At 69.4% G+C, this 17,745-nt stretch carries 15 protein-coding genes and 1 tRNA gene; 11 read left to right on the top strand and 5 right to left on the bottom strand.

The features are described from left to right. Positions 1-48: 48 nt before the first annotated feature. Positions 49-714 (top strand): hypothetical protein, encoded by a 666-nt coding sequence (locus LCN96_RS16010; RefSeq protein ID WP_225273421.1) that lies wholly within the window; start codon positions 49-51, stop codon positions 712-714. Positions 715-801: 87 nt separating this feature from the next. On the opposite strand, the gene LCN96_RS16005 is transcribed toward LCN96_RS16010, so the two are convergent. Next, the gene (locus LCN96_RS16005; protein WP_225273420.1) at positions 802-1,044 is read right to left on the bottom strand and encodes a hypothetical protein; all 243 of its coding nucleotides are present in this window, start codon (positions 1,042-1,044) and stop codon (positions 802-804) included. Then, positions 1,041-1,268, bottom strand: a complete 228-nt coding sequence (locus tag LCN96_RS16000) for a DUF6158 family protein (RefSeq protein ID WP_148440223.1) — start codon at positions 1,266-1,268, stop codon at positions 1,041-1,043. Before LCN96_RS16000 ends, LCN96_RS16005 begins: the two co-directional genes overlap by 4 nt. A 96-nt stretch (positions 1,269-1,364) precedes the next feature. On the opposite strand from LCN96_RS16000, the gene LCN96_RS15995 reads away from it, so the two are divergent. The 3 genes from LCN96_RS15995 (at position 1,365) to LCN96_RS15985 (ending at position 4,192) form a co-directional block, all read left to right on the top strand. Continuing rightward, positions 1,365-2,297, top strand: a complete 933-nt coding sequence (locus LCN96_RS15995) for a LysR family transcriptional regulator (RefSeq protein WP_225273419.1) — start codon at positions 1,365-1,367, stop codon at positions 2,295-2,297. 84 nt (positions 2,298-2,381) lie between these two features. Further along, a complete protein-coding gene (locus tag LCN96_RS15990) occupies positions 2,382-3,830 on the top strand; it encodes a S1 family peptidase (protein WP_225273418.1) in 1,449 nt (482 codons plus the stop codon). Positions 3,831-4,118: 288 nt separating this feature from the next. Further along, positions 4,119-4,192 (top strand) — tRNA-Ile (locus LCN96_RS15985). Positions 4,193-4,601: 409 nt separating this feature from the next. Here LCN96_RS15985 and LCN96_RS15980 read toward each other — a convergent pair. Next, positions 4,602-6,368, bottom strand: coding sequence for a tyrosine-type recombinase/integrase (locus LCN96_RS15980; RefSeq protein WP_225273417.1), 1,767 nt, complete (start codon positions 6,366-6,368; stop codon positions 4,602-4,604). A 1,687-nt stretch (positions 6,369-8,055) separates the two neighbouring features. Beyond that, a complete protein-coding gene (locus tag LCN96_RS15975) occupies positions 8,056-8,232 on the bottom strand; it encodes a hypothetical protein (RefSeq protein ID WP_225273416.1) in 177 nt (58 codons plus the stop codon). 194 nt (positions 8,233-8,426) lie between these two features. On the opposite strand from LCN96_RS15975, the gene LCN96_RS15970 reads away from it, so the two are divergent. Then, positions 8,427-9,254, top strand: a complete 828-nt coding sequence (locus tag LCN96_RS15970) for an alpha/beta hydrolase (RefSeq protein ID WP_225273415.1) — start codon at positions 8,427-8,429, stop codon at positions 9,252-9,254. Here LCN96_RS15970 and LCN96_RS15965 read toward each other — a convergent pair. Then, positions 9,251-10,429 carry a helix-turn-helix domain-containing protein gene (locus LCN96_RS15965; protein WP_225273414.1) on the bottom strand — a complete coding sequence of 393 codons (1,179 nt, stop codon included), beginning with the start codon at positions 10,427-10,429 and terminating at the stop codon, positions 9,251-9,253. The genes LCN96_RS15970 and LCN96_RS15965 overlap by 4 nt on opposite strands. A gap of 498 nt (positions 10,430-10,927) precedes the next feature. Here LCN96_RS15965 and LCN96_RS15960 point away from each other — a divergent pair, with 498 nt between their 5' ends. From LCN96_RS15960 to LCN96_RS15935, 6 genes are all read left to right on the top strand, one after another. Next, positions 10,928-11,236, top strand: a complete 309-nt coding sequence (locus LCN96_RS15960; protein ID WP_225273413.1) for a hypothetical protein — start codon at positions 10,928-10,930, stop codon at positions 11,234-11,236. Between the two features lie 359 nt (positions 11,237-11,595). After that, positions 11,596-11,844, top strand: coding sequence for a hypothetical protein (locus tag LCN96_RS15955; protein ID WP_225273412.1), 249 nt, complete (start codon positions 11,596-11,598; stop codon positions 11,842-11,844). 117 nt (positions 11,845-11,961) lie between these two features. After that, positions 11,962-13,218 (top strand): methyltransferase, FxLD system, encoded by a 1,257-nt coding sequence (fxlM, locus tag LCN96_RS15950; protein WP_225273411.1) that lies wholly within the window; start codon positions 11,962-11,964, stop codon positions 13,216-13,218. Positions 13,219-13,263: 45 nt separating this feature from the next. Further along, positions 13,264-13,413, top strand: a complete 150-nt coding sequence (locus LCN96_RS15945; RefSeq protein WP_225273410.1) for a hypothetical protein — start codon at positions 13,264-13,266, stop codon at positions 13,411-13,413. Positions 13,414-13,420: 7 nt separating this feature from the next. Continuing rightward, positions 13,421-16,567 carry a lantibiotic dehydratase gene (locus tag LCN96_RS15940; protein ID WP_225273409.1) on the top strand — a complete coding sequence of 1,049 codons (3,147 nt, stop codon included), beginning with the start codon at positions 13,421-13,423 and terminating at the stop codon, positions 16,565-16,567. Further along, positions 16,564-17,724: a lanthionine synthetase C family protein gene (locus LCN96_RS15935; RefSeq protein ID WP_225273408.1), complete on the top strand. Its 1,161-nt coding sequence runs from the start codon at positions 16,564-16,566 to the stop codon at positions 17,722-17,724. Before LCN96_RS15940 ends, LCN96_RS15935 begins: the two co-directional genes overlap by 4 nt. Positions 17,725-17,745: the final 21 nt, after the last annotated feature.

Below are 17,745 nucleotides of genomic sequence, written 5' to 3'. Positions count from 1 at the left end.
AAGGGGGACGAGGCGATGACGGAGTGGAGCGGCTTCACGCAGGGTGAGATGCGGCGATGGCGAAAGCAGGGGTTCGCCCCGGAGGAGGCGGCAGCCTGGCGTGCGGCGGGCGTGACCGTCCCCGCGCAGGCTCGCCTGTGGAGCACCGCCGCCGCCACCCCCGGCACGATCATCACCTGGCAGCGAGCCGGCATGACCCCGCAGGACGCGGTGCGCTGGCACGAGCTGGGCGTCGCCCCGCACGACGCCGCCCGCAGGCATCTCGCGGGCGAGCGCCCCCGCCGCGTCCCCTGGCTGGCGCGGCGACTGGCCGCGCCGGAGCCCGCCGCGCCCGCCGCCGAGCTGGTGGAGGTGCTGCGACGGCTGCTGCGGGCTGGGGTGCCCGCCGACGTGGCCCGTGCGTACGCCGACGCCGGCTGGGACGGGGCCGAGGCCGAGGAGTGGGCGCGGCACCGGGTGGACCAGGGGGACGCGCGGGTGTTCCGGGCACTCGGGTTCACGGCGGCCGAGGCGGCCGGGGTGCGGCGGCCCGCGGTGGAGATCATGACCTCCTGGTGGGGCGCCGTGCCCCTGCCCGAGGTGGCGGCCTGGTGCGCGGCCGGGCTCTCACCCGGGGAGGCGGCCCGCCAGCGCGCGTCGGGGGTCACGGCGGAGCAGGCGGCCGTCCTCCGCGCGCTGTCAGCCTTCGGCCCGGACCACCGCACGCCTCAATAGCCGACCACGGCCCTCAGGCACTCGGCCTCGAACGCACGCGGCCTCGGCCCTCAGACCCTCGACCTCGAACCCACGCGGCCCCAGCCCTCAGTACTCGACCTCGAACGTATGCGGCCCCAACCCGTACCCATCGCCATACGGCACCACATACCCATGCTCCACCAACCTCGCCAGGCTGGCCCGAACCTCCTCCTCATCCATCCCCGAGGCCCGTACCACCCCACCGAGCCCCGCACCCCCGCCGCCCGACTCCACAGCCTGGGAGGCGACGGCCTCGTACACGTGGATGTCCAGGTCCGACAGGGCCTGCACATCGTGACCTTCCGTCATGATCGCTGCCTCGCTCCCTCCCTCAGCCGCAGCGGGTCGACCTCGCGGTCGGGGTAGCGGCGGAGGTATTCGGCCTCCAGCTCGTTCGTGCGGGAGGTGTGGCGGTCGAGTGCGTCGTCGGACCCGTGGAAAAAAGTATCGCTCCGGGTCGTGTGCAGCTGGCGCAGCTCGCGTACCAGATCATCGTCGCTGAGCTGGGCCGGATCGATTCCCATCGTCGTCATGCGCTCCCCCTACCCCAGGAACCCCCGACCAATATCTGTCACAATTCCTGACATAGAGGCATTGTTTGTAAGAGATCGCCGCCTTACCTTCCCGTTATGGACCTCGAGCTCAGGCACCTCAGGATCGTCCGCGCGGTCGCGGACGCGGGAAGTGTGAGCAAGGCCGCGTCCCTGCTCGGGCTGGCACAACCGGCCCTGACCGCACAGCTCAAGCGCATCGAGAGGGTGCTCGGCGGCGCCCTCTTCGAGCGTGACCGCCACGGCGCCAGGCCCACCCGCCTCGGCGAACTCGTGCTCGCCAGAGCACGCGTCCTTCTCCCCGCAGCCAAAGAACTGCAGGACGAAGCCGTACGTTTCGCTCACACCCCCTCCCCCGGCTTCCGCATCGGCGCCACGAACGGGCCGATACTCGGCGGCCTGGTCGACCGGCTCGCCGCGGAGCGGAAGGTCAGCACGTACACGTCCTGGTCGACGCACGAGCTGAACAGCATGGTCGAGCTCGGTCGCCTCGACTACGTGCTGACCGGCGCCTGCGGCGACTCGGGCACCCCCACCGGCACGCTCCTGTGGGAGACGATCAGCCTCGATCCCGTCTTCTGCCTGGTCGGAGAGGACCATCCCGTCGCCAAGGAGAAGGAGGTGGAGCTGGCGGACCTCGCGAACGAGCAGTGGGCGGTGACGCCCGGCGACGGCTGTTTCGCGGACTGCTTCGCGATGGCGTGCGCGCGGGCCGGGTTCACGCCGGGCACGATCTACGAGACCGACGTGCCGACCTGTGCCCATCTCGCGCAGGTCGGGCGGGCCGTCGTGCTCTGCCAGGCGACCCACCAGGCCGCCCAGGGCCTGATCATGGTGCCGCTGGCCGGCGCGCCACTGCGCTGGCGGCAGCTCCTCGGCCGCCACCCCACCGCACCCGAAGCCGCCTGGGTGGTCGGACAGGCCAAACAGGCTCACATGGACGCCGTACGCCGGAGCCCGGTCTACTACGACTGGCTGGTACGAAATCCGGGTTACGGCACCGCTCCATAACACCGTGATAGGGGCAAAGTAGTACTCCTCCTCGTCCGGGACCGCCGTTACCGTGACGGCACCCCCAGCAGCGAGGAGACATCCATGCGCCGTACCCCGGCGCTGATCGCCATCGCGATCGGCGCGTTACTCGTGACGGCGACCCCAGCCGTCGCCAACGCGAAACCCCCTTCAGGCGTGGTCGACTCCCTGCAGCGCGACCTCGGCATCACCGCGGAACAGGCGATCAACCGCCTGGCCAACGAGGCGCGCGGCAACGCCGCCGCACCCGCCCTGAGCAAGAAGCTCGGCGACCGCTATGCCGGAATCTGGTACGAAGGCGCCGAAAGCGCGCTCGTCGTGGCCAGCACGTCCGGCGCCGACACGACCGAGATCACCCGCGCCGGAGCCAGGGCCCGGGTCGTCCCGCGTTCGTACGCCCAGCTCACCTCTGTCAAGACGAGCCTCGACCGGGCGGCGCCGCCGGACTCCATCCACAGCTGGGCCGTCTCCCCGCAGAGCAACTCCGTCGTCGTCCTCACCAGTGACGAGCAGGCCGCCCGCGCCTGGGTCGCGAGCAGCGGCGTCGCCGACGCCGGCGCGGTCACGTTCGAGGCCTCGGCCGAACGCCCGCGCCTGTTCTACGACATCCGCGGCGGCGACGCCTACTACACCTCCGAGGGCTACCGCTGCTCGATCGGCTTCGCGGCCAGGCGCGGCACCCAGCTCGGCTTCACCACCGCCGGCCACTGCGGCAGCAACGGCATCACCACGACCGGCTACAACCGGGTGGCGCAAGGGACGTTCCAGATCTCCTCCTTCCCCGGCAACGACTACGCCTGGGTCGCCACGAACACCAACTGGACCGCCCCCGGCGTCGTCAACGGCTACAGCGCCGGCATCCTGCCCGTCCGCGGCGCGGCCGTCACCCAGCCCCAGGGCTCGATCTGCCGCTCGGGCTCCACCACCCAGTGGCACTGCGGCACCGTCCAGGCGCTGAACTCCACCGTCAACTACCCGGAGGGCACGGTGACGGGCCTGACCCGCACGAACGTGTGCGCGGAAGGCGGCGACTCCGGCGGCTCGTTCATCTCGGGCGACCAGGCCCAGGGCATGACCTCCGGCGGCTCCGGCAACTGCTCGGTGGGCGGCACCACCTACTTCCAGCCCATCGCCGAGCTCCTCTCCGTCGGCGGCCTCACCCTCGTCACGGCCGGCGGCACCGACCCACCGCCCCCGACGGGCTGCCAGGGCTACGAGGAAACGTACAGCGGCTCGTTGACCTCCAACCAGAACGCCTACCAGCCCAACAACTCCTACTACCAGGCAACGGTCTCCGGCACCCACGCAGCCTGCCTCGACGGCCCCAACGGCGTCGACTTCGACGTCTACCTGCAACGCTGGAACGGCTCGTCCTGGACCGTGGTGGCCAGCGGCACCAGCCCCAACCCTGACGAGACCCTCTCCTACAACGGCACCGCCGGGTACTACCGGTACCGGGTGCACGCGTACAGCGGCTCGGGTGCGTACACACTCGGCCTGAACCGCCCGTAACACCCTGTCACCGACCACGGCAGCGAGTGCTGCGGGGCGCGCGCCCTGCCCGAGCACCCTCGCTCGCGCACCCCAGCACTCGCTGCCCACCTCCTGCCGCCCTTGGGGTGGGTGAAATTGATCGGCTTGGGCTGCCACGAGGTCGGCCGGCATGGAATGATGTCGGCGGAGGCCTCCCTCCCCGTCCGGCCGGGCGCCACAACCGGGTTCGATGCTCTAGCCTTAGCCTTGCGCGGGGGCTGGCGTGATCCTTTGGGGTGGCTGGCGTGCGGCGGACAACTTCATCTAGGGGCGGTAGCTCAGCCGGTTAGAGCATCGGACTCATAATCCGTGGGTCGTGGGTTCAAGTCCCACCCGCCCTACTCACCAATACCGCGTCCGACCTGGGGTTTCTCGGTTTCCGCCGGCCTCGAATCTCGTATTTGATCATGGTTGGTTGCTCGGTGGTTGCTCTTGTGTTCGGACTGTGTGCGGTGGTAGATCATTTAGACCGCCATTGTCAGTTCAGACCCCGGTGACGATCATCAGAAGATCAAGCCAGAAGGTGCCTACAGCGTCGCTGGTCAGCTTTGGCCTGATACGCGGTCAGGCCTTGTCCAAGCCGGCTCGTCGCCCCGGCCTGGCATTTCTGACCAGCAGATAAAAGATCCACTGCTTCTCGAGGGGATCCTCCCTGCCCGCTTCCATTGCAATCGATCGGCTGTGCGGTCGCCATCCCAGACAAGGCACAGGCCCGCCGAGGGATAGGCGGGCCTGTGGGAGTTCGGTGGTTCAGATGGCGGTGTCTGCGGCATGGGTGGGCAGGGTGATCAGCCGGGCCGTCTGAGCGCCGCTGGCGGCCGTGTTGACCAGGGCGGCTGTTGATTCCGCAGCGGCGCGGGCCACTTCGGGATAGACGCTGGTGTAGGTGTCACGGGTGAAGGTGGAGGACACGTGGCCGAGCGTCTCCTGCACCACCTTCAGATCGACCCCGGCGGCCAGCATCAGCGACGCGGCGCCGTGGCGAAGGTCGTGCAGCCGCACCGGCGGCAGCCCCACCTGGAAGGCCAGTTGGTAGAACTGGTCGCTGACCTGCTGCGGATGCAGCGGCCGTCCAATCTCGTCGGTGAAGACGAACCCGCTGTCGACCCAGCCCTCGCCCGCCGCCAGCCGCTCGGCAGCCTGTCGCTTGCGGTGTGCGCGTAGCGCGGTGACGGTGTCCTCATCCAGGGCGATAGTGCGGTCGCTGGCCTCGGTCTTCGGCCTGCCCTGCACCGGCTCCCAGCCCAACTGGGTGATCTGCCAGTGCACCCCGGCGACCCCGGCGGGCAGGTCGACGTCCTTCCAGCGCAGCCCAACCGCCTCGCCCCGGCGCAGCCCACGCAGGGCAATCAGCCGATACAGCGCGAACAGCCGATGGGTGGCCGCCTGGGCGAGGAAGGCGTAGGTGTGCGAGGGCGTCCACACCATTACCGGTGATGGCCGTTCCGTGGACGCGTACACGTTGACCATGGCGGCACGGCCGAGCCTGGCGGCCCCGCGCCGCCGCTGCTCGACATCGAGCCGATGCTGCAGATCGCGACTCCAGGCAGCGACCCGCTCATCGGTCCACACCAGCGCCTTGGGAGAGGCGGCATCGGGCAGTTCGACCACCGCGGCCGGGTTGAAGTCGATCAACCGATCCTGCTTAATCGCGATGTTCAGCGCATGCCGAAGCGTGGCGCGGATACGGTGCATCGTGGCCGGACCGACCGGCCGCCGATACCGCACCTTAGCCCGCTCCTCCGCATCCCCACTGGCGCGGGCGGTGGTGATGACGTCGTTGAACTCCTCGATCGCATCGAACATCCCGGCCACATCCGACACCCGCAGCCGATCCAGCCGGATGTCACCCAGGTAGGGGACGAAGTAGAGGCGGATGTGGGCCTCGTAGGAGCGGCGGGTGGTGACGTCGATCTTCCGCTTGCGCCGCAGAAACTCCGTCATCCACTCGGCCACCGTGACGGTGGGGTTGAGATCTTGACGGGTACGGACCTTGCGCCGCACCTCCTCCACCGCGGGCAGAGCTTTGGCGTCCTTGAGCACCGACAGCATCAGCTCTGTGACCTTCCGCTGGATGTGCGGGTCCTCATCCAACGCCAGCAGCGCCCGGGCCTGCTCTAGTTCCGCTTCGACCTCCTCCAGCGTCGCGAACCCGCGCCGTCGCAACGGGTTGCGCCGCCGCCCGTCCGCGTGCGAGGGCAACTCCAACTGGTAGGCCCACCGGCCGTGCGTGCTGCTCCACCGTTCCCCACCGCCCGGGCGGCGCAGCTTCGGGCAGGCCTTGCCCAGCTTCTTCCCGGTCTCCTCGTCCCGGCAGGAACACGTCTTGAAGGTGGTTCCGTTCATCGTCGCTGTCGCGCCTCTCCTGCTGTTCGCTGACCTTGCGTCGCCGATGTGCTCGACGTCGTTCTTCCTTCGGCGCTCCCCCATCCCCGGCGCCTCCGTGGGCACGGCCGATGGCGGACGCGACCGGCGGCGCAGCGCCGTACCGGGGCCCATCACCACGCGGACCGCCATCGGCGACCAGGAAGGGGATTGCCATGCCCCGGGCCTCAGGACGGCCCCGATCGGCCCGTACAAGCCCGTTATGGGCCCGTAGCGGGGACGTACCGGGGCCACCGGCCGGTCCGGGGCGGTCGGTATCGACGCCCACCTCCACCACCCATGTCAAGCGATATCCGCTGGTCACCTGCCCCGGCCCGCGCGCCGACCGGGCGCGGACATGTGCCGCTGCTTGCCCCCGACGCAGGACGGCCGGCCTGACGCAGAAGAGCCTGGCGCTGATCGCATGGCGGCGGCTTCATCTGGCGGCACGGCGCAGCATCGAGATTCGGCGAAGTGGCCGGACTGCACGATCACCATCAGACGCCCCGATCCGGCGCACGGGCTCACCCCTGTCACTTATTGAAATACCGGCCAGAAAGGCCGAGTTGGGACCGCACGACGGGTCAACCTTTGGCCAAGCCGCATCGGCACTTGCGCCGAGCGGCCAACAGCGGCACGCGGTTTCGAAACCGCGACCTTAGGAGACAAATCTCCGCCAGCGCCTCCACAGACGACACAGACAGCACGGGCAGCGCCGCCAGGACGGACAGCACAGGCGGCACGTGCGGCACGTGCGGCACGAACGCGCCCGTGGGACCGACAACACGCTCACCACCGCCTAGGCCCCACCCCGCCACACCCGCACGGCCCAACAGCCCTACGGCGGTACCGAAGCCGTGCGCGTCCCCCGGCCGATCGCCCGACGACCATGCCCACCCGCACGGGTTCCCCGACCCCGCCGCCTCGCCACATGTCAACCCCCGGTGACGCTCCAGACGAGGAGACTGCTCGCCGCTCGCGGCAAGGTCACAACAGGGGCCGGCCGCGGCCGACCGCTTCCCGCCGGGAAGAAGGAGACAGACAGGAGAGAAAGCGTCCGCGCAGGACAACCAGCAGCGGCAGGCCAGCCATTCACCCGCACGCACACATATTCACAGGAGTCGCCTTAAGGCGATTCGGGCCGGCCATCGCACCAGCCGAAACTCGCATGACCTGAGCAGACGGCAACCCACCGGATGTCGCGCTCTCAGCGGCACCACTGGACGCGACAACAAAACGCGACACCGAGCGCGACACCGATCAACGCCCTCTTTGTGAACCCGCCACAGCGAACGCAACACCAGCGATAGCGGGCCTGCTGTCCGTACGCGAGCAGACACGGCAACTACTCACACCCGTCCTATGGGAACTGGGCTCGACGGCGAAGCCGCCCCGCCCCTGACGCGGGACGACTCCACCAGGCCCGCCCATCCAGGGCCCCATAAAAGGCCACACGGGACACCAGCAGCGACAGAGCCAGCCATTAGCTCACACACATATTCGCGAGACTCGTCTCTAGACGAGTCGGGCCGCCCAACGCACTGCCCGAAACCGGGAAGACCCGCAAAAACAACACCTTGGCGGGGTAGCAGCCTTAACCGCACCAGGGAACGCTACCCCTATCTCCATCAGCGAAATCTGCCCCCACACGAGACGCCTCCGGCTACCGCCCACCCTCCGACCACGCCATCCGGAGACCGGGACTGACCCGGCTCTCTCCCTTGCCCGGAACAGGTTCGCCCCGCCCCCAACGCGAGGCGAACCCGACCAGCCCCGCCCACCCGGCCCCCTCCGCGCCGGACGGGGGGCCCGATATCAACCCCCACCTGCACGCCCGGTGTCAAGGCAAGGCCGGGCGTGCGCGGGGTGTCGGCGCGGCGGTGTCGATCAGGCGCTGTGCTGCGGCGAAGAAGGGCAGCCCGACCATCTGCCCAGTGACGGAGGTGATTCCTCCTTTGCTGCGTGTGCCTGCGGCGACGATGGCGTGCGCGAGCTCTTCAGGCGAGGGGGTGAACACCGTGCGCAGGATGGCGGCGTGGCGGGTGCACGGATCTCTTGCCGGAGAAGCCCATCTGCTTGGCCTGTTCGGCCTCGCGTTGCACGGTCTCGCTGTCGGACAGGTCGAACGTGGGGGACGCGACCTTGCTTCTCTTCCCGCCGGGCCATGGTGGATGCTTCCACGCTGACGGAGCCGTCTTTATGCTGCTGTAGGTGACGGCAACCGAGCAAGAGATCACTATCCGCACCATCGACGGCCTTCACCTCGCCGGAACACTCGTCACACCAGCCGAACCACCCAGTCATGCCGTCGTCCTGGTGCATGGCGGCGGAGTGACACGCGAGGAGGGTGGCTTCTTCACCCGGCTGGCCCGCGGGTTGAGCGACGTCGGCCTGGCGTCCCTGCGCTTCGACCTGCGCGGCCATGGGGACAGCGAGGGTCGTCAAGAAGAGCTGACGCTCTCGGCCATCCTCAACGACATCCGCGTCGCGCTGCGGCACGTCAGTGACGCGACCGGCGCGGGAGAGCTCACCTTGCTCGGTACGAGCTTCACCGGCGGGATCACGGCCTACTACGCCGCCAAGTGCCCGGACGAGATCTCCCGCCTGGTGCTGTTCAACCCTCGGTTGAACTACAAAGAGCGCACGATCGACAGCCGTCCCTTCTGGCAGAACGACCACCTGACCGACGAGGCCGCGTCGCAACTGAGCAGCCAGGGCTACCTCCTCCACTCATCGGCCCTGAAGCACGGACGGGCCATCTACAACGAGGTGTTCTGGCTGCGTCCCCACGAAGCACTCGGCGAGGTGGCCGCGCCCACGCTTATCGTGCACGGCACCAAGGACACCTTCGTGCCGGTGGAAGCGTCCAGGGCGGCAGTGCCGCAGTTTCGGGCGCCATGCCGGCTTGTCGAGATCGACGGCGCTCAGCACGGCTTCGCCGTGCACGATGACCCGCAGTACCTTGACCCGCAGAGCCAGGAGTGGCAGGCGTTCGTCATCCGGACGGTAGCCGAGTGGCTGACCCAGCAGGACCGCTAAGCACGTAGCGCCTCTTCCAGTTCCCTCGGTCCGGGTCGCGCGGCCCACGGCCCGAGAGCGCGAACGGCGCGTTCCAGTTCTCGTTTGGTGCGCCGGGAACTGGTGGTATTGGCAAGCCGCACCGACACCAGGCCCACAGCAGCGGCCTCGTCGGGTTGACCGGCCAGAGCCAGCGAGAAGGCCCGGCGGGCCAGAAAGTAGCCTCGGTCCCGTCGAGATAGCGACGTGCCGTCCAATACCTCCTGGTAGAGGCCAGCCGCCCGCGCCGGCAGCCCGGCCTCGATGTAGCAACTGGCCGTTCGCAAGGTCAGGTCGGCGCGGCCGTACGTACTGCTGAGGTGCGTACCACCGTCGCCACGGCCGCTCTCGAACATGTCGAGCCACTGAACGGCCTCGCCGAGCGCCCGCTCCACCCTGTCCATGGGCTCACCGACCATGGCATAGCCGCGGGCCTGCTGTTGCGCGACCTCGGCTCTGACCTGCGCCGGCAACTGCCACCGTTCAAGGCCGGCAGCTTCCGCCAAGGTCAGCACCTTCAGCGCATCGCGCCGGTCGTAGGCGAGCTGGGACTTGCGCAGCAACACGTAGCCCTGCATGGGGCCGTCGTCGGCTTCTTGGGCCCACTCGATGGCCCGGTCGTACCAGTACGTTGCCGTGGGTAGATCCCCAAGATCGCGGTACAGCCAGCCCACGAACTCCGCGGCGTCCGCTCCTACGGCCAGCAGTGGCCGCCGGATCTGAGGCCGCACCTCGCGGACGGAGCGCTGCACGGCCGCAAGCACGATCTGCACTTTGGGCAACGCGGCGGACGGGCCGAGAGCACCGTCATCGGCTTTGCTCGCGTCGAGCTGGACGTGCAGCTGTCCCACCACGGTCCCGTCCACGTAGCGGCGAGGATCTTCCGAGATCACCGCGGCGGACGGAAGCGCGTCCATGCTCGCCGCCGGCCACACAACGACACGCTGACGGTCGTCGGCCAAGGCCACGAGCTCACCTTTGGCCTCCAGCGCCTCATCCAGGGCGCCGGCGATGGGCCGGGTCGGTGCGCGCCGCCCGCTCTCCAGATCGGCGACGTGGGTCTTGCTGCAATGAGCCAGCCGGGCCAGTTCACGCAGGGACATATCAGCACGTAGCCGTAGACGTCGAAGCGTCCCACCGAACGTCTCCATGTCCATGCGGCGCTCCCTGTCGCGTCCGCAGGGGTGTCCGCAACTCCGCGTACACCCTTGCGGACAGTCCACCCCTAGACCATCACTGCCTGTGCCGACAACGCTACTCCCGAGGGCTGAAGCCACCAGCGCCCTTCACCACGAAGTAGGGCGGCCTCGGCCCCGGTGCGTGAACACCGGGGGATCCCGAGGCCTTGATCAGGAAGAGGTCCTGACCCATGAGGAAGCGTAGAGCCGCCACGATCGGTACGTACGCAGATCGCAGTGGGACGGCGTCGTGATGAACAACATGCTCACCACGGCGAACACCGCTTTTCCCGGTGACCGTCCACGTCCGAAGAGCCTCGCGGAGCCCAGGCGGATCGCCCGAGGTTACGACCGGTCTACGTCACCACGCCCGACGCAGGAGCGCCCCGCGCTCGTGCTCGGACGGCCGAAGTTCCGAGTGGACGGAGCCAGTCCGGGGCACCGTGCCGACGAGCGGCACCTGATCGAGGGGCTCACATGAGAAGCCGTGCTACCGCCCCTCCTGTCGCCCGGCCCGCGGGCACTAACGACGACACGGGTCAGGCGTGGGCTGCTCAGCTCCAGCAGCAGCACGGCGGCCTCCTGCTCGTGCTGTGGGAGGTAGCCGGGCGTCACCTCACCGGCTTCTACAAAGGCCCGTCCCCCGTGGGCATCTACGTCAAGGCCTCCAACCCGCAGGAACTGCTGCGGGCTGTCAATGAGCGGATCGGAGAGCTTCGTCTCGAGCCGTGGCTCATGCTGAGGGACACGCTTCCCGGCCATCACGGCAGGAGCCCCAGGTGCTGAGTCAAGGCGTGGACGAGGCCGCGCCGAGCCGGCCGACCGCCTCTCCGCGTGTGCGCCCGGCCGGTCGTAGGGGGACGTCTTCCCTGCACGTCGCGTTCTCTCGCGCTGCTCACATGGTTGCCCGGGTCGAGGGCGACGCCTCCGCACGCTTGTCCTTCCGTCTCCCCCGCCTTCACCAGACGTGTGACGCCCCAAGCGCACCGACAAGGACCACGATCCCGTTACTGCTCATCCCACGCCAGCAGACAGTCAGGCCCGGGTGGAGAGAGCAGACATTGGCAGGAGCCGGCCGACCTCAGACGGTTGCGCCAGAGCAGAACGATCCCGCGTTCGAGTGGAAGCCGTACACGCCGAGCGGCGTGCTGCGAGTCAGGCACACCTCGTGCTGCGGGCTGTATGAGTTCGCGTCCGGGGGCGGCGTCTTCTTCGTGCTGCGCCGAAGCGGCGATCGTTATGAGGAGACCAACAGGGGCCGCTACCGCCAGGCTCTCAATACCTACATCGCCCTGGTCAAACGGCACCACGCCGAGCATCTCAGCCGCAAGGAGAGGCCGGAGCCCGACACCTCCATCCCGACAGACGAGGGGCGGCGTGGCGAGCCCTCGTAGCAGTCCACCACCGGCCACCATCGGCCAGTTGCCCACCACGACCAAGAAAGCGCAGGCCACCCTATGACTACCGGAATCGACACGGCTCGCACGGCGGCCCAGGAACAGGAGACGAGCGTGACGACGTCCGACATGGCAAGTGACAGCGCAGAGACGGGCAAGCAAGCGGCGGTTCTCCGTGACGCCATGGTCGACCAGATCATCGCCGGACAGGAACAGCTAGGGATCACAGTGCCCCCGGCGGTCGAGGCCGCCCTGCGGAAGGTGCCTCGGCATCTGTTCACGCCCGGCGCGTCGCTCGAGGCGGCTTACGGTAGCGACTCGGTAGTCGCCAAGCGGGACGCCGACCGGGGCATCATGCTCAGCACGGTATCCGCCCCGCCCACCATCGCCATGATGCTCAGCCAGGCGGGCGACCTGTCCGGCAAGCGGGTACTGGAGATCGGCAGCGGCGGCTACCAGGCATCCCTCCTGAGCGAGATGGTCGGCTCCACCGGATCGGTGACCACGATGGACATCGACTCAGACGTGATCGACCGGGCCAAGGCATGCCTGGCCGCCGCAGGCTATGACGACGTCCAGGTGATGCAGGGCGACGGCGAGTACGGCGCGGCCGGCAGCGTGTTCGACGCGATCATCGTGACGGCCGGGACGTGGGACATCGCCCCGGCGTGGCTGAGCCAACTCGCCGACGGCGGCCGCCTGGTGCTGCCGTTGCGGACCCTCGGCCTGACCCGATCCTGGGCGCTGGACCGCCGCGGTCCCCTCCTCGAAAGCCACGGCCGACCGCTGATGTGCGGCTTCGTACCCATGCAGGGCAGCGGCCAGCACCAGGGCCACGCGGTGCCTCTCCACGACAAGGCCGGCCTGTGGCTGGACGAAGACCAGCACCTCGACACCACCACCCTCGATGAGGTGCTGTCCACGCCACGAGCGGAAGCCTGGTCGGGCGTCACGGTAGGCAAACGGCAGCCCTTCCACGACCAGGACCTGTGGCTGGCCACTCACCTGCACGGATTCGCGCTCCTCACCGCCAAACAGGAAGCCCTCGACGCCGGTGTTGTCGCCCCCTCATGGCGGTTGGGCACCCCAGCGACCATCAGCCGGCAGACGCTCGCCTACCGAGCCAAACTGCGTCCCCTCGACCGCGAGCGAACCACGTTCGAGTTCGGCGTCTACGCCCACGGCCCAACCGCCGCGGAGGCGGCCGAGACGTTCGCCGAGCAGATCCGCCAGTGGGACCAGCACGGCCGCCCGGCACCCAGCATGACCGTCTACCCGGCCGAAACCCCGGACACCGGCCTGCCTGCCGGTCTCGTGCTGCACAAGCGGCACACCACGATCGTGCTGCACTGGCCGCAGCCGGCCCAGTGAAGCACCGCACCACCCCTATTTCTCTTCGATGGAAGGAGCACCACCATGACTGCCCGCACCCAGCAAGGCCGCAGCGACCTGGACCTCGACGTGCGATTCACCCGCGCCAACGTGACGGCCGCCAGGGTCGACTCAGAGGACTGCACCGGTGACGGCTGCGGCGGCACCGACGACAGCGCCGGCGTCACCTGCTAACAACCCCTTGGGGGACCGGCCCGAGAAACACAGCCGGTCCCCTGGCCTGTCTTCACCTGCTCATTCGCGTCAGGAAGAACCGTTGATCACCCCCCGCTTCGAACACGCCGACGCCGCGGTCATCCGCGCCAGCGCCTTCACCTCAAGGCCAGATCTCCCTCCATGGCCGGACCTGACCGGCACCAGCGCCGGCCATATCGCCGGATGGCTGAGCTGGCTGCGCCACGTCCGGACCGACCCGGCGTTCGTCGAGGCCATCGAGGTGGCCAGCCCCATCCTGGCGGACCAGATCGCGGGCGTGTGCGCAGGCCGTATCCAACAGCCGCACCGCATCCAGAGCGCGGTCCAGTCCACCCTGCGCTATCTGCTACGTGCCACCAGCCGTGCCACCCCGTTCGGCGTGTTCGCCGGCGTCGCCGCCACGCGAATCGGTGACACCACGAACCTGCAGCGCGGGAAGCAGCACCGTGCCCTCGCCCGTCCTGACTCCGCGTGGGTGACAGCACTCATCAGGCGAGTGGAAGCCCACCCCGGCGTGCTGCCGCAGTTGCCTGCGACGGTCAACAACCTGGTGTTCGCACGCGGCGAGCGGCTCGTACTCCCCTGCCGTCTCGCGCCCGGTCAGACAGGCACCTGCGACCTCACCGTGCGCAACACCGCGCCCGTCCAAGCGGTCATGAAGGCCGCTCGAACCCCGATCAGGATCGGCCGGCTGGGCGCCATACTGATCGAAGCCTTCCCTGACCATGCACCGCACGACCTCGATGCACTACTGGCCGCTCTGGCGGAGCACGGCATTCTCCTCACAAGCATCAACCCGCCGATGACCGTGACCGACCCCCTCGGCCACATCATCACCGAGCTGGCCCGACTCCCCGATCCACCCCTCCACCTGATCGAGGAGCTGCAGGCGATCCAGAAGGACCTCACCCACCACGGCCGAACCGGCTCAGCCGTGGAACGACATGCCCTGCGCGTGTCCGCCACGAAGCGGATGGCCACCATGTGCGACGACATCACGGCCGAGCTCGCGGTAGACCTGCGCCTCGACTGGACGGCGGCCCTCCCCCGGGCAGTCGCCACCGAAGCCGAAGCCGCTGCCTCCGCGTTGGTCCAGCTCACCCCGCACCCACAGGGCAACCCGGCCTGGCAGGCCTGGCACACGGCGTTCCTGGAACGGTGGGGCATCGACGCCGTCGTCCCGCTCACCCACGCCGTGGATACCGACATCGGCATCGGCTACCCAGCCGGCTACCGAACCTCCACGACCACCCCTGCCGCGCCGTCGCTCACCCCCCGGGACCGGACCCTCCTGCGCCTCGCCCAACGGGCCGCGCTCGAAGGAGGCGACGTCGTGCTCGACGAGACCACCCTGAACAACCTCGCGACCGACGCCGACCGGCCACCGCATCCGGTGCCGCACACCGAGCTACGGTTCGCGCTACACGCCCCGACTCTTACGGCCATCGACCGTGGCGAGTTCACGCTCGCCGTGCTCAGCGCCGCCCGCCAGGCCGGAACCACCGCGGGCCGCTTCCTGCACCTGCTGGAACCCACCGACCGCGACCGGCTGACCGGCACACTGGCCGCGCTGCCCACGCTCCACCCCGGCGCGATGCTCGCGCAGGTCTCCTGCCCGCCGCTATCAGCACGCGCGGCCAACCTCGCCCGCAGCCCCGCCATCACCACCGTCGTGCCGCTCGGCGAGCACCAGCCCCACAGCAGCCAGACGCTCCCGCTGGAGGACCTGGCGGTCAGTGCCGACGCACACCGCCTCTTCCTGCTCTCCCTCTCGCGCGGGCAGCTCGTCGAGCCGCTCATGGTCAACGCGCTCGATCTCCGCCGGGCCACACACCCCCTGGCCCGGTTCCTGTGCGAGATCAGCACCGCACGGGCAGCCGCCTGCACACCCTTCTCCTGGGGCGCCGCCACCGGACTTCCTTTCCTGCCGCGCGTCCGCTACCGCCGCACCATCCTCCACCCCGCCACCTGGAACATCGCAGCCACCGATCTGCCCGGCTCGCGCGCCACCTGGCCTCAGTGGGAACAAGCCTGGCGCGGCCACCGCGACCACCACCGCATCCCCGATCAGGTATTCCTCGGCGAGGACGATGTCCGGCTGCAACTCGACCTGACCGAGCCCGCCCACCTGTCCCTGCTCCGCACCCACCTGAATCGTCTTCAAACCGCCACGCTCACCGAAGCACCCAGCAGGGACGCCTACGGCTGGACCGGCGGACACGTCCACGAAATCGTCCTCCCGCTGACCACCGCCCCCGCCAAGCGTGCAACCCCACCAATCACCCGGCGGTACCGGCCGGTCCACCATCATGGCCATCCACCAGGCGTCTCCCCCTGGTTGTACGCCCGCCTGTACGCCCACCCGGAAGCGCAAACCCACATCCTCACCGACCACCTGCCCAACCTGCTCAGCGCGTGGCGCCACGGCCCCGAAAACGGTGCCTGGTTCCTTCGCCACCACACCCCCGAACCCCACCTGCGGCTCCGGCTCCCCCTCCACAACCCCAACCGGTACGGCAAGGCCGCTCAACAGGCCAGCGCCTGGGCCGAACCCCTGCGCAATCAAGGGCTGCTACGCGGCATCGTGTTCGACACCTACTATCCCGAACCCGGCCGATACGGCAGCGGCCCCACCCTGACCGCCGCCGAGCAGGTCTTCGCGGCCGACTCCGCAGCCGTACTCGCCCAGCTCCCCCTCACCGATCAAGCCGCTCCCCCGGCCGCGGTCATCGCCGCCAGCCTCACCAACCTGACCGCCGCCTTCACCGGCAGCCTGCCCGCCGGGATGGACTGGCTCATCCACCGCATCCCACGCACTGCCACCCCAGCGATCAACCGCAGCCTGTACGACGAGACGATGCGGCTGGCCGACCCATCCGGCGACTGGGCCGCAGTACAGGCCCTGCCCGGCGGCACCCAAGCCGTGACCGCATGGCGGCGGCGATGCCATGCGGTCACCCGCTACCGGGCGCTCCTGACCACCGGGCACGGCCCGAACGCCGACAACGTTCTGGCGTCCCTGCTGCACCTGCACCACGCCCGCATGGCCGGCCTCGACGCCGACAGCGAACGCCTGTGCCTACGACTGGCCCGCGCCGCCGCCCTCGCCCACGTCCACAGGAACAACCAGTGAACCCCGCCCTGGCCCTCAAACCACACGGGCACCCCCAATCGCTGAGCCGCGGGGCCGCCGGCATCGCACTCCTCCACATCGAACGTGCCGCCACTGGCCACGACGACTGGAACATCGCACACGCCTGGCTCACGGACGCCACCTCAGCACCGCTCACCCTCGGCCCGCAGGCCAACCTGCTGTTCGGCGCACCAGCGCTCGCCTTCGCCCTGCACGGCACCACCGTCTGGCCGGACCGAGACGAGCACGCCCTGGCCACCCTCGACCACCACGTCGCCCTGCTGGTCCGGCAGCGTCTCGACCGGGCCCACACCCGCATCGACCTTGGCACGCAACCGTCTCTGGCCGAGTTCGACCTGTTCAAGGGACTGACGGGGCTGGGCGCGCATCTGCTGCGCCGCCACCCCGGCAGCGACCTGCTCGCCGACGTCCTGATCTACCTCGTCCAGCTCACCCAACCTCTCGGCCGCGACGAGTTGCCGGGCTGGTGGACCCACGAACAGCCCACCGGCGGCCGCACGCCAGGCACGACGGGCGGACACGGCAATCTCGGCATGGCCCACGGCATCTCCGGCCCCCTGGCGCTGCTATCCCGGGCCCTCCTATCCGGGATCAGCGTGGACGGCCAAAGCGAGGCGATCGCCCGCATCTGCGCCTGGACCGACACCTGGCAGCAGCACGACCCAGCGGGCCCATGGTGGCCCGAGATCATCACCCTGCCCGAAACTCGCACCGGCCATACCCGGCAAACCCGCCCGGCACGACCGTCCTGGTGCTACGGAACACCGGGCCACGCCCGCGCCCAGCAACTCGCCGCCCTCGCCCTCGGCGACCCCGCCCGCCAGCAGCAGGCCGAATACGCCCTGACCGCTTGCCTCACCGACCCCGCCCAGCTACGTCAGCTCACCGAACCCGGGCTCTGCCACGGCGTCGCCGGCGTCTACCAGACCGTCTGGCGAGCCGCTCGCGACGCCCGCACCTCCTCCCTCAGCACCCACCTGCCCGTCCTGGCCGAACTGCTCGCCGAGCACGCCGCCATCGCGCAGAACGACACCGGCCTCCTCGACGGGGCCGCCGGCCTCGCCCTGGCCATGCACACCGCCACCCACCGAACGCCCCCGCACACCGGATGGGACACATGCCTGCTCATCACCTGACACCCACACAGCCGCCCGCAT

The organism is Nonomuraea gerenzanensis, assembly GCF_020215645.1.
In the GTDB taxonomy this organism is placed as follows: domain Bacteria; phylum Actinomycetota; class Actinomycetes; order Streptosporangiales; family Streptosporangiaceae; genus Nonomuraea; species Nonomuraea gerenzanensis.
The sequence above is the reverse complement of the archived record's forward strand: the minus strand, read 5'-3'. Positions and strand labels throughout refer to the sequence as shown.

What these genes read in the sequence shown, in the direction of transcription:
- LCN96_RS15990 (WP_225273418.1), top strand. Translation starts at nt 2,382, where the DNA reads ATGCGCCGTACCCCGGCGCTGATCGCCATCGCGATCGGCGCGTTACTC.
- LCN96_RS16010 (WP_225273421.1), top strand. Translation starts at nt 49, where the DNA reads ATGCGGCGATGGCGAAAGCAGGGGTTCGCCCCGGAGGAGGCGGCAGCC.
- LCN96_RS15945 (WP_225273410.1), top strand. Translation starts at nt 13,264, where the DNA reads ATGACTGCCCGCACCCAGCAAGGCCGCAGCGACCTGGACCTCGACGTG.
- LCN96_RS15965 (WP_225273414.1), bottom strand. Translation starts at nt 10,429, where the DNA reads ATGGACATGGAGACGTTCGGTGGGACGCTTCGACGTCTACGGCTACGT.
- LCN96_RS15960 (WP_225273413.1), top strand. Translation starts at nt 10,928, where the DNA reads ATGAGAAGCCGTGCTACCGCCCCTCCTGTCGCCCGGCCCGCGGGCACT.
- LCN96_RS16005 (WP_225273420.1), bottom strand. Translation starts at nt 1,044, where the DNA reads ATGACGGAAGGTCACGATGTGCAGGCCCTGTCGGACCTGGACATCCAC.
- LCN96_RS15995 (WP_225273419.1), top strand. Translation starts at nt 1,365, where the DNA reads ATGGACCTCGAGCTCAGGCACCTCAGGATCGTCCGCGCGGTCGCGGAC.
- LCN96_RS16000 (WP_148440223.1), bottom strand. Translation starts at nt 1,268, where the DNA reads ATGACGACGATGGGAATCGATCCGGCCCAGCTCAGCGACGATGATCTG.
- LCN96_RS15980 (WP_225273417.1), bottom strand. Translation starts at nt 6,368, where the DNA reads ATGGCGGTCCGCGTGGTGATGGGCCCCGGTACGGCGCTGCGCCGCCGG.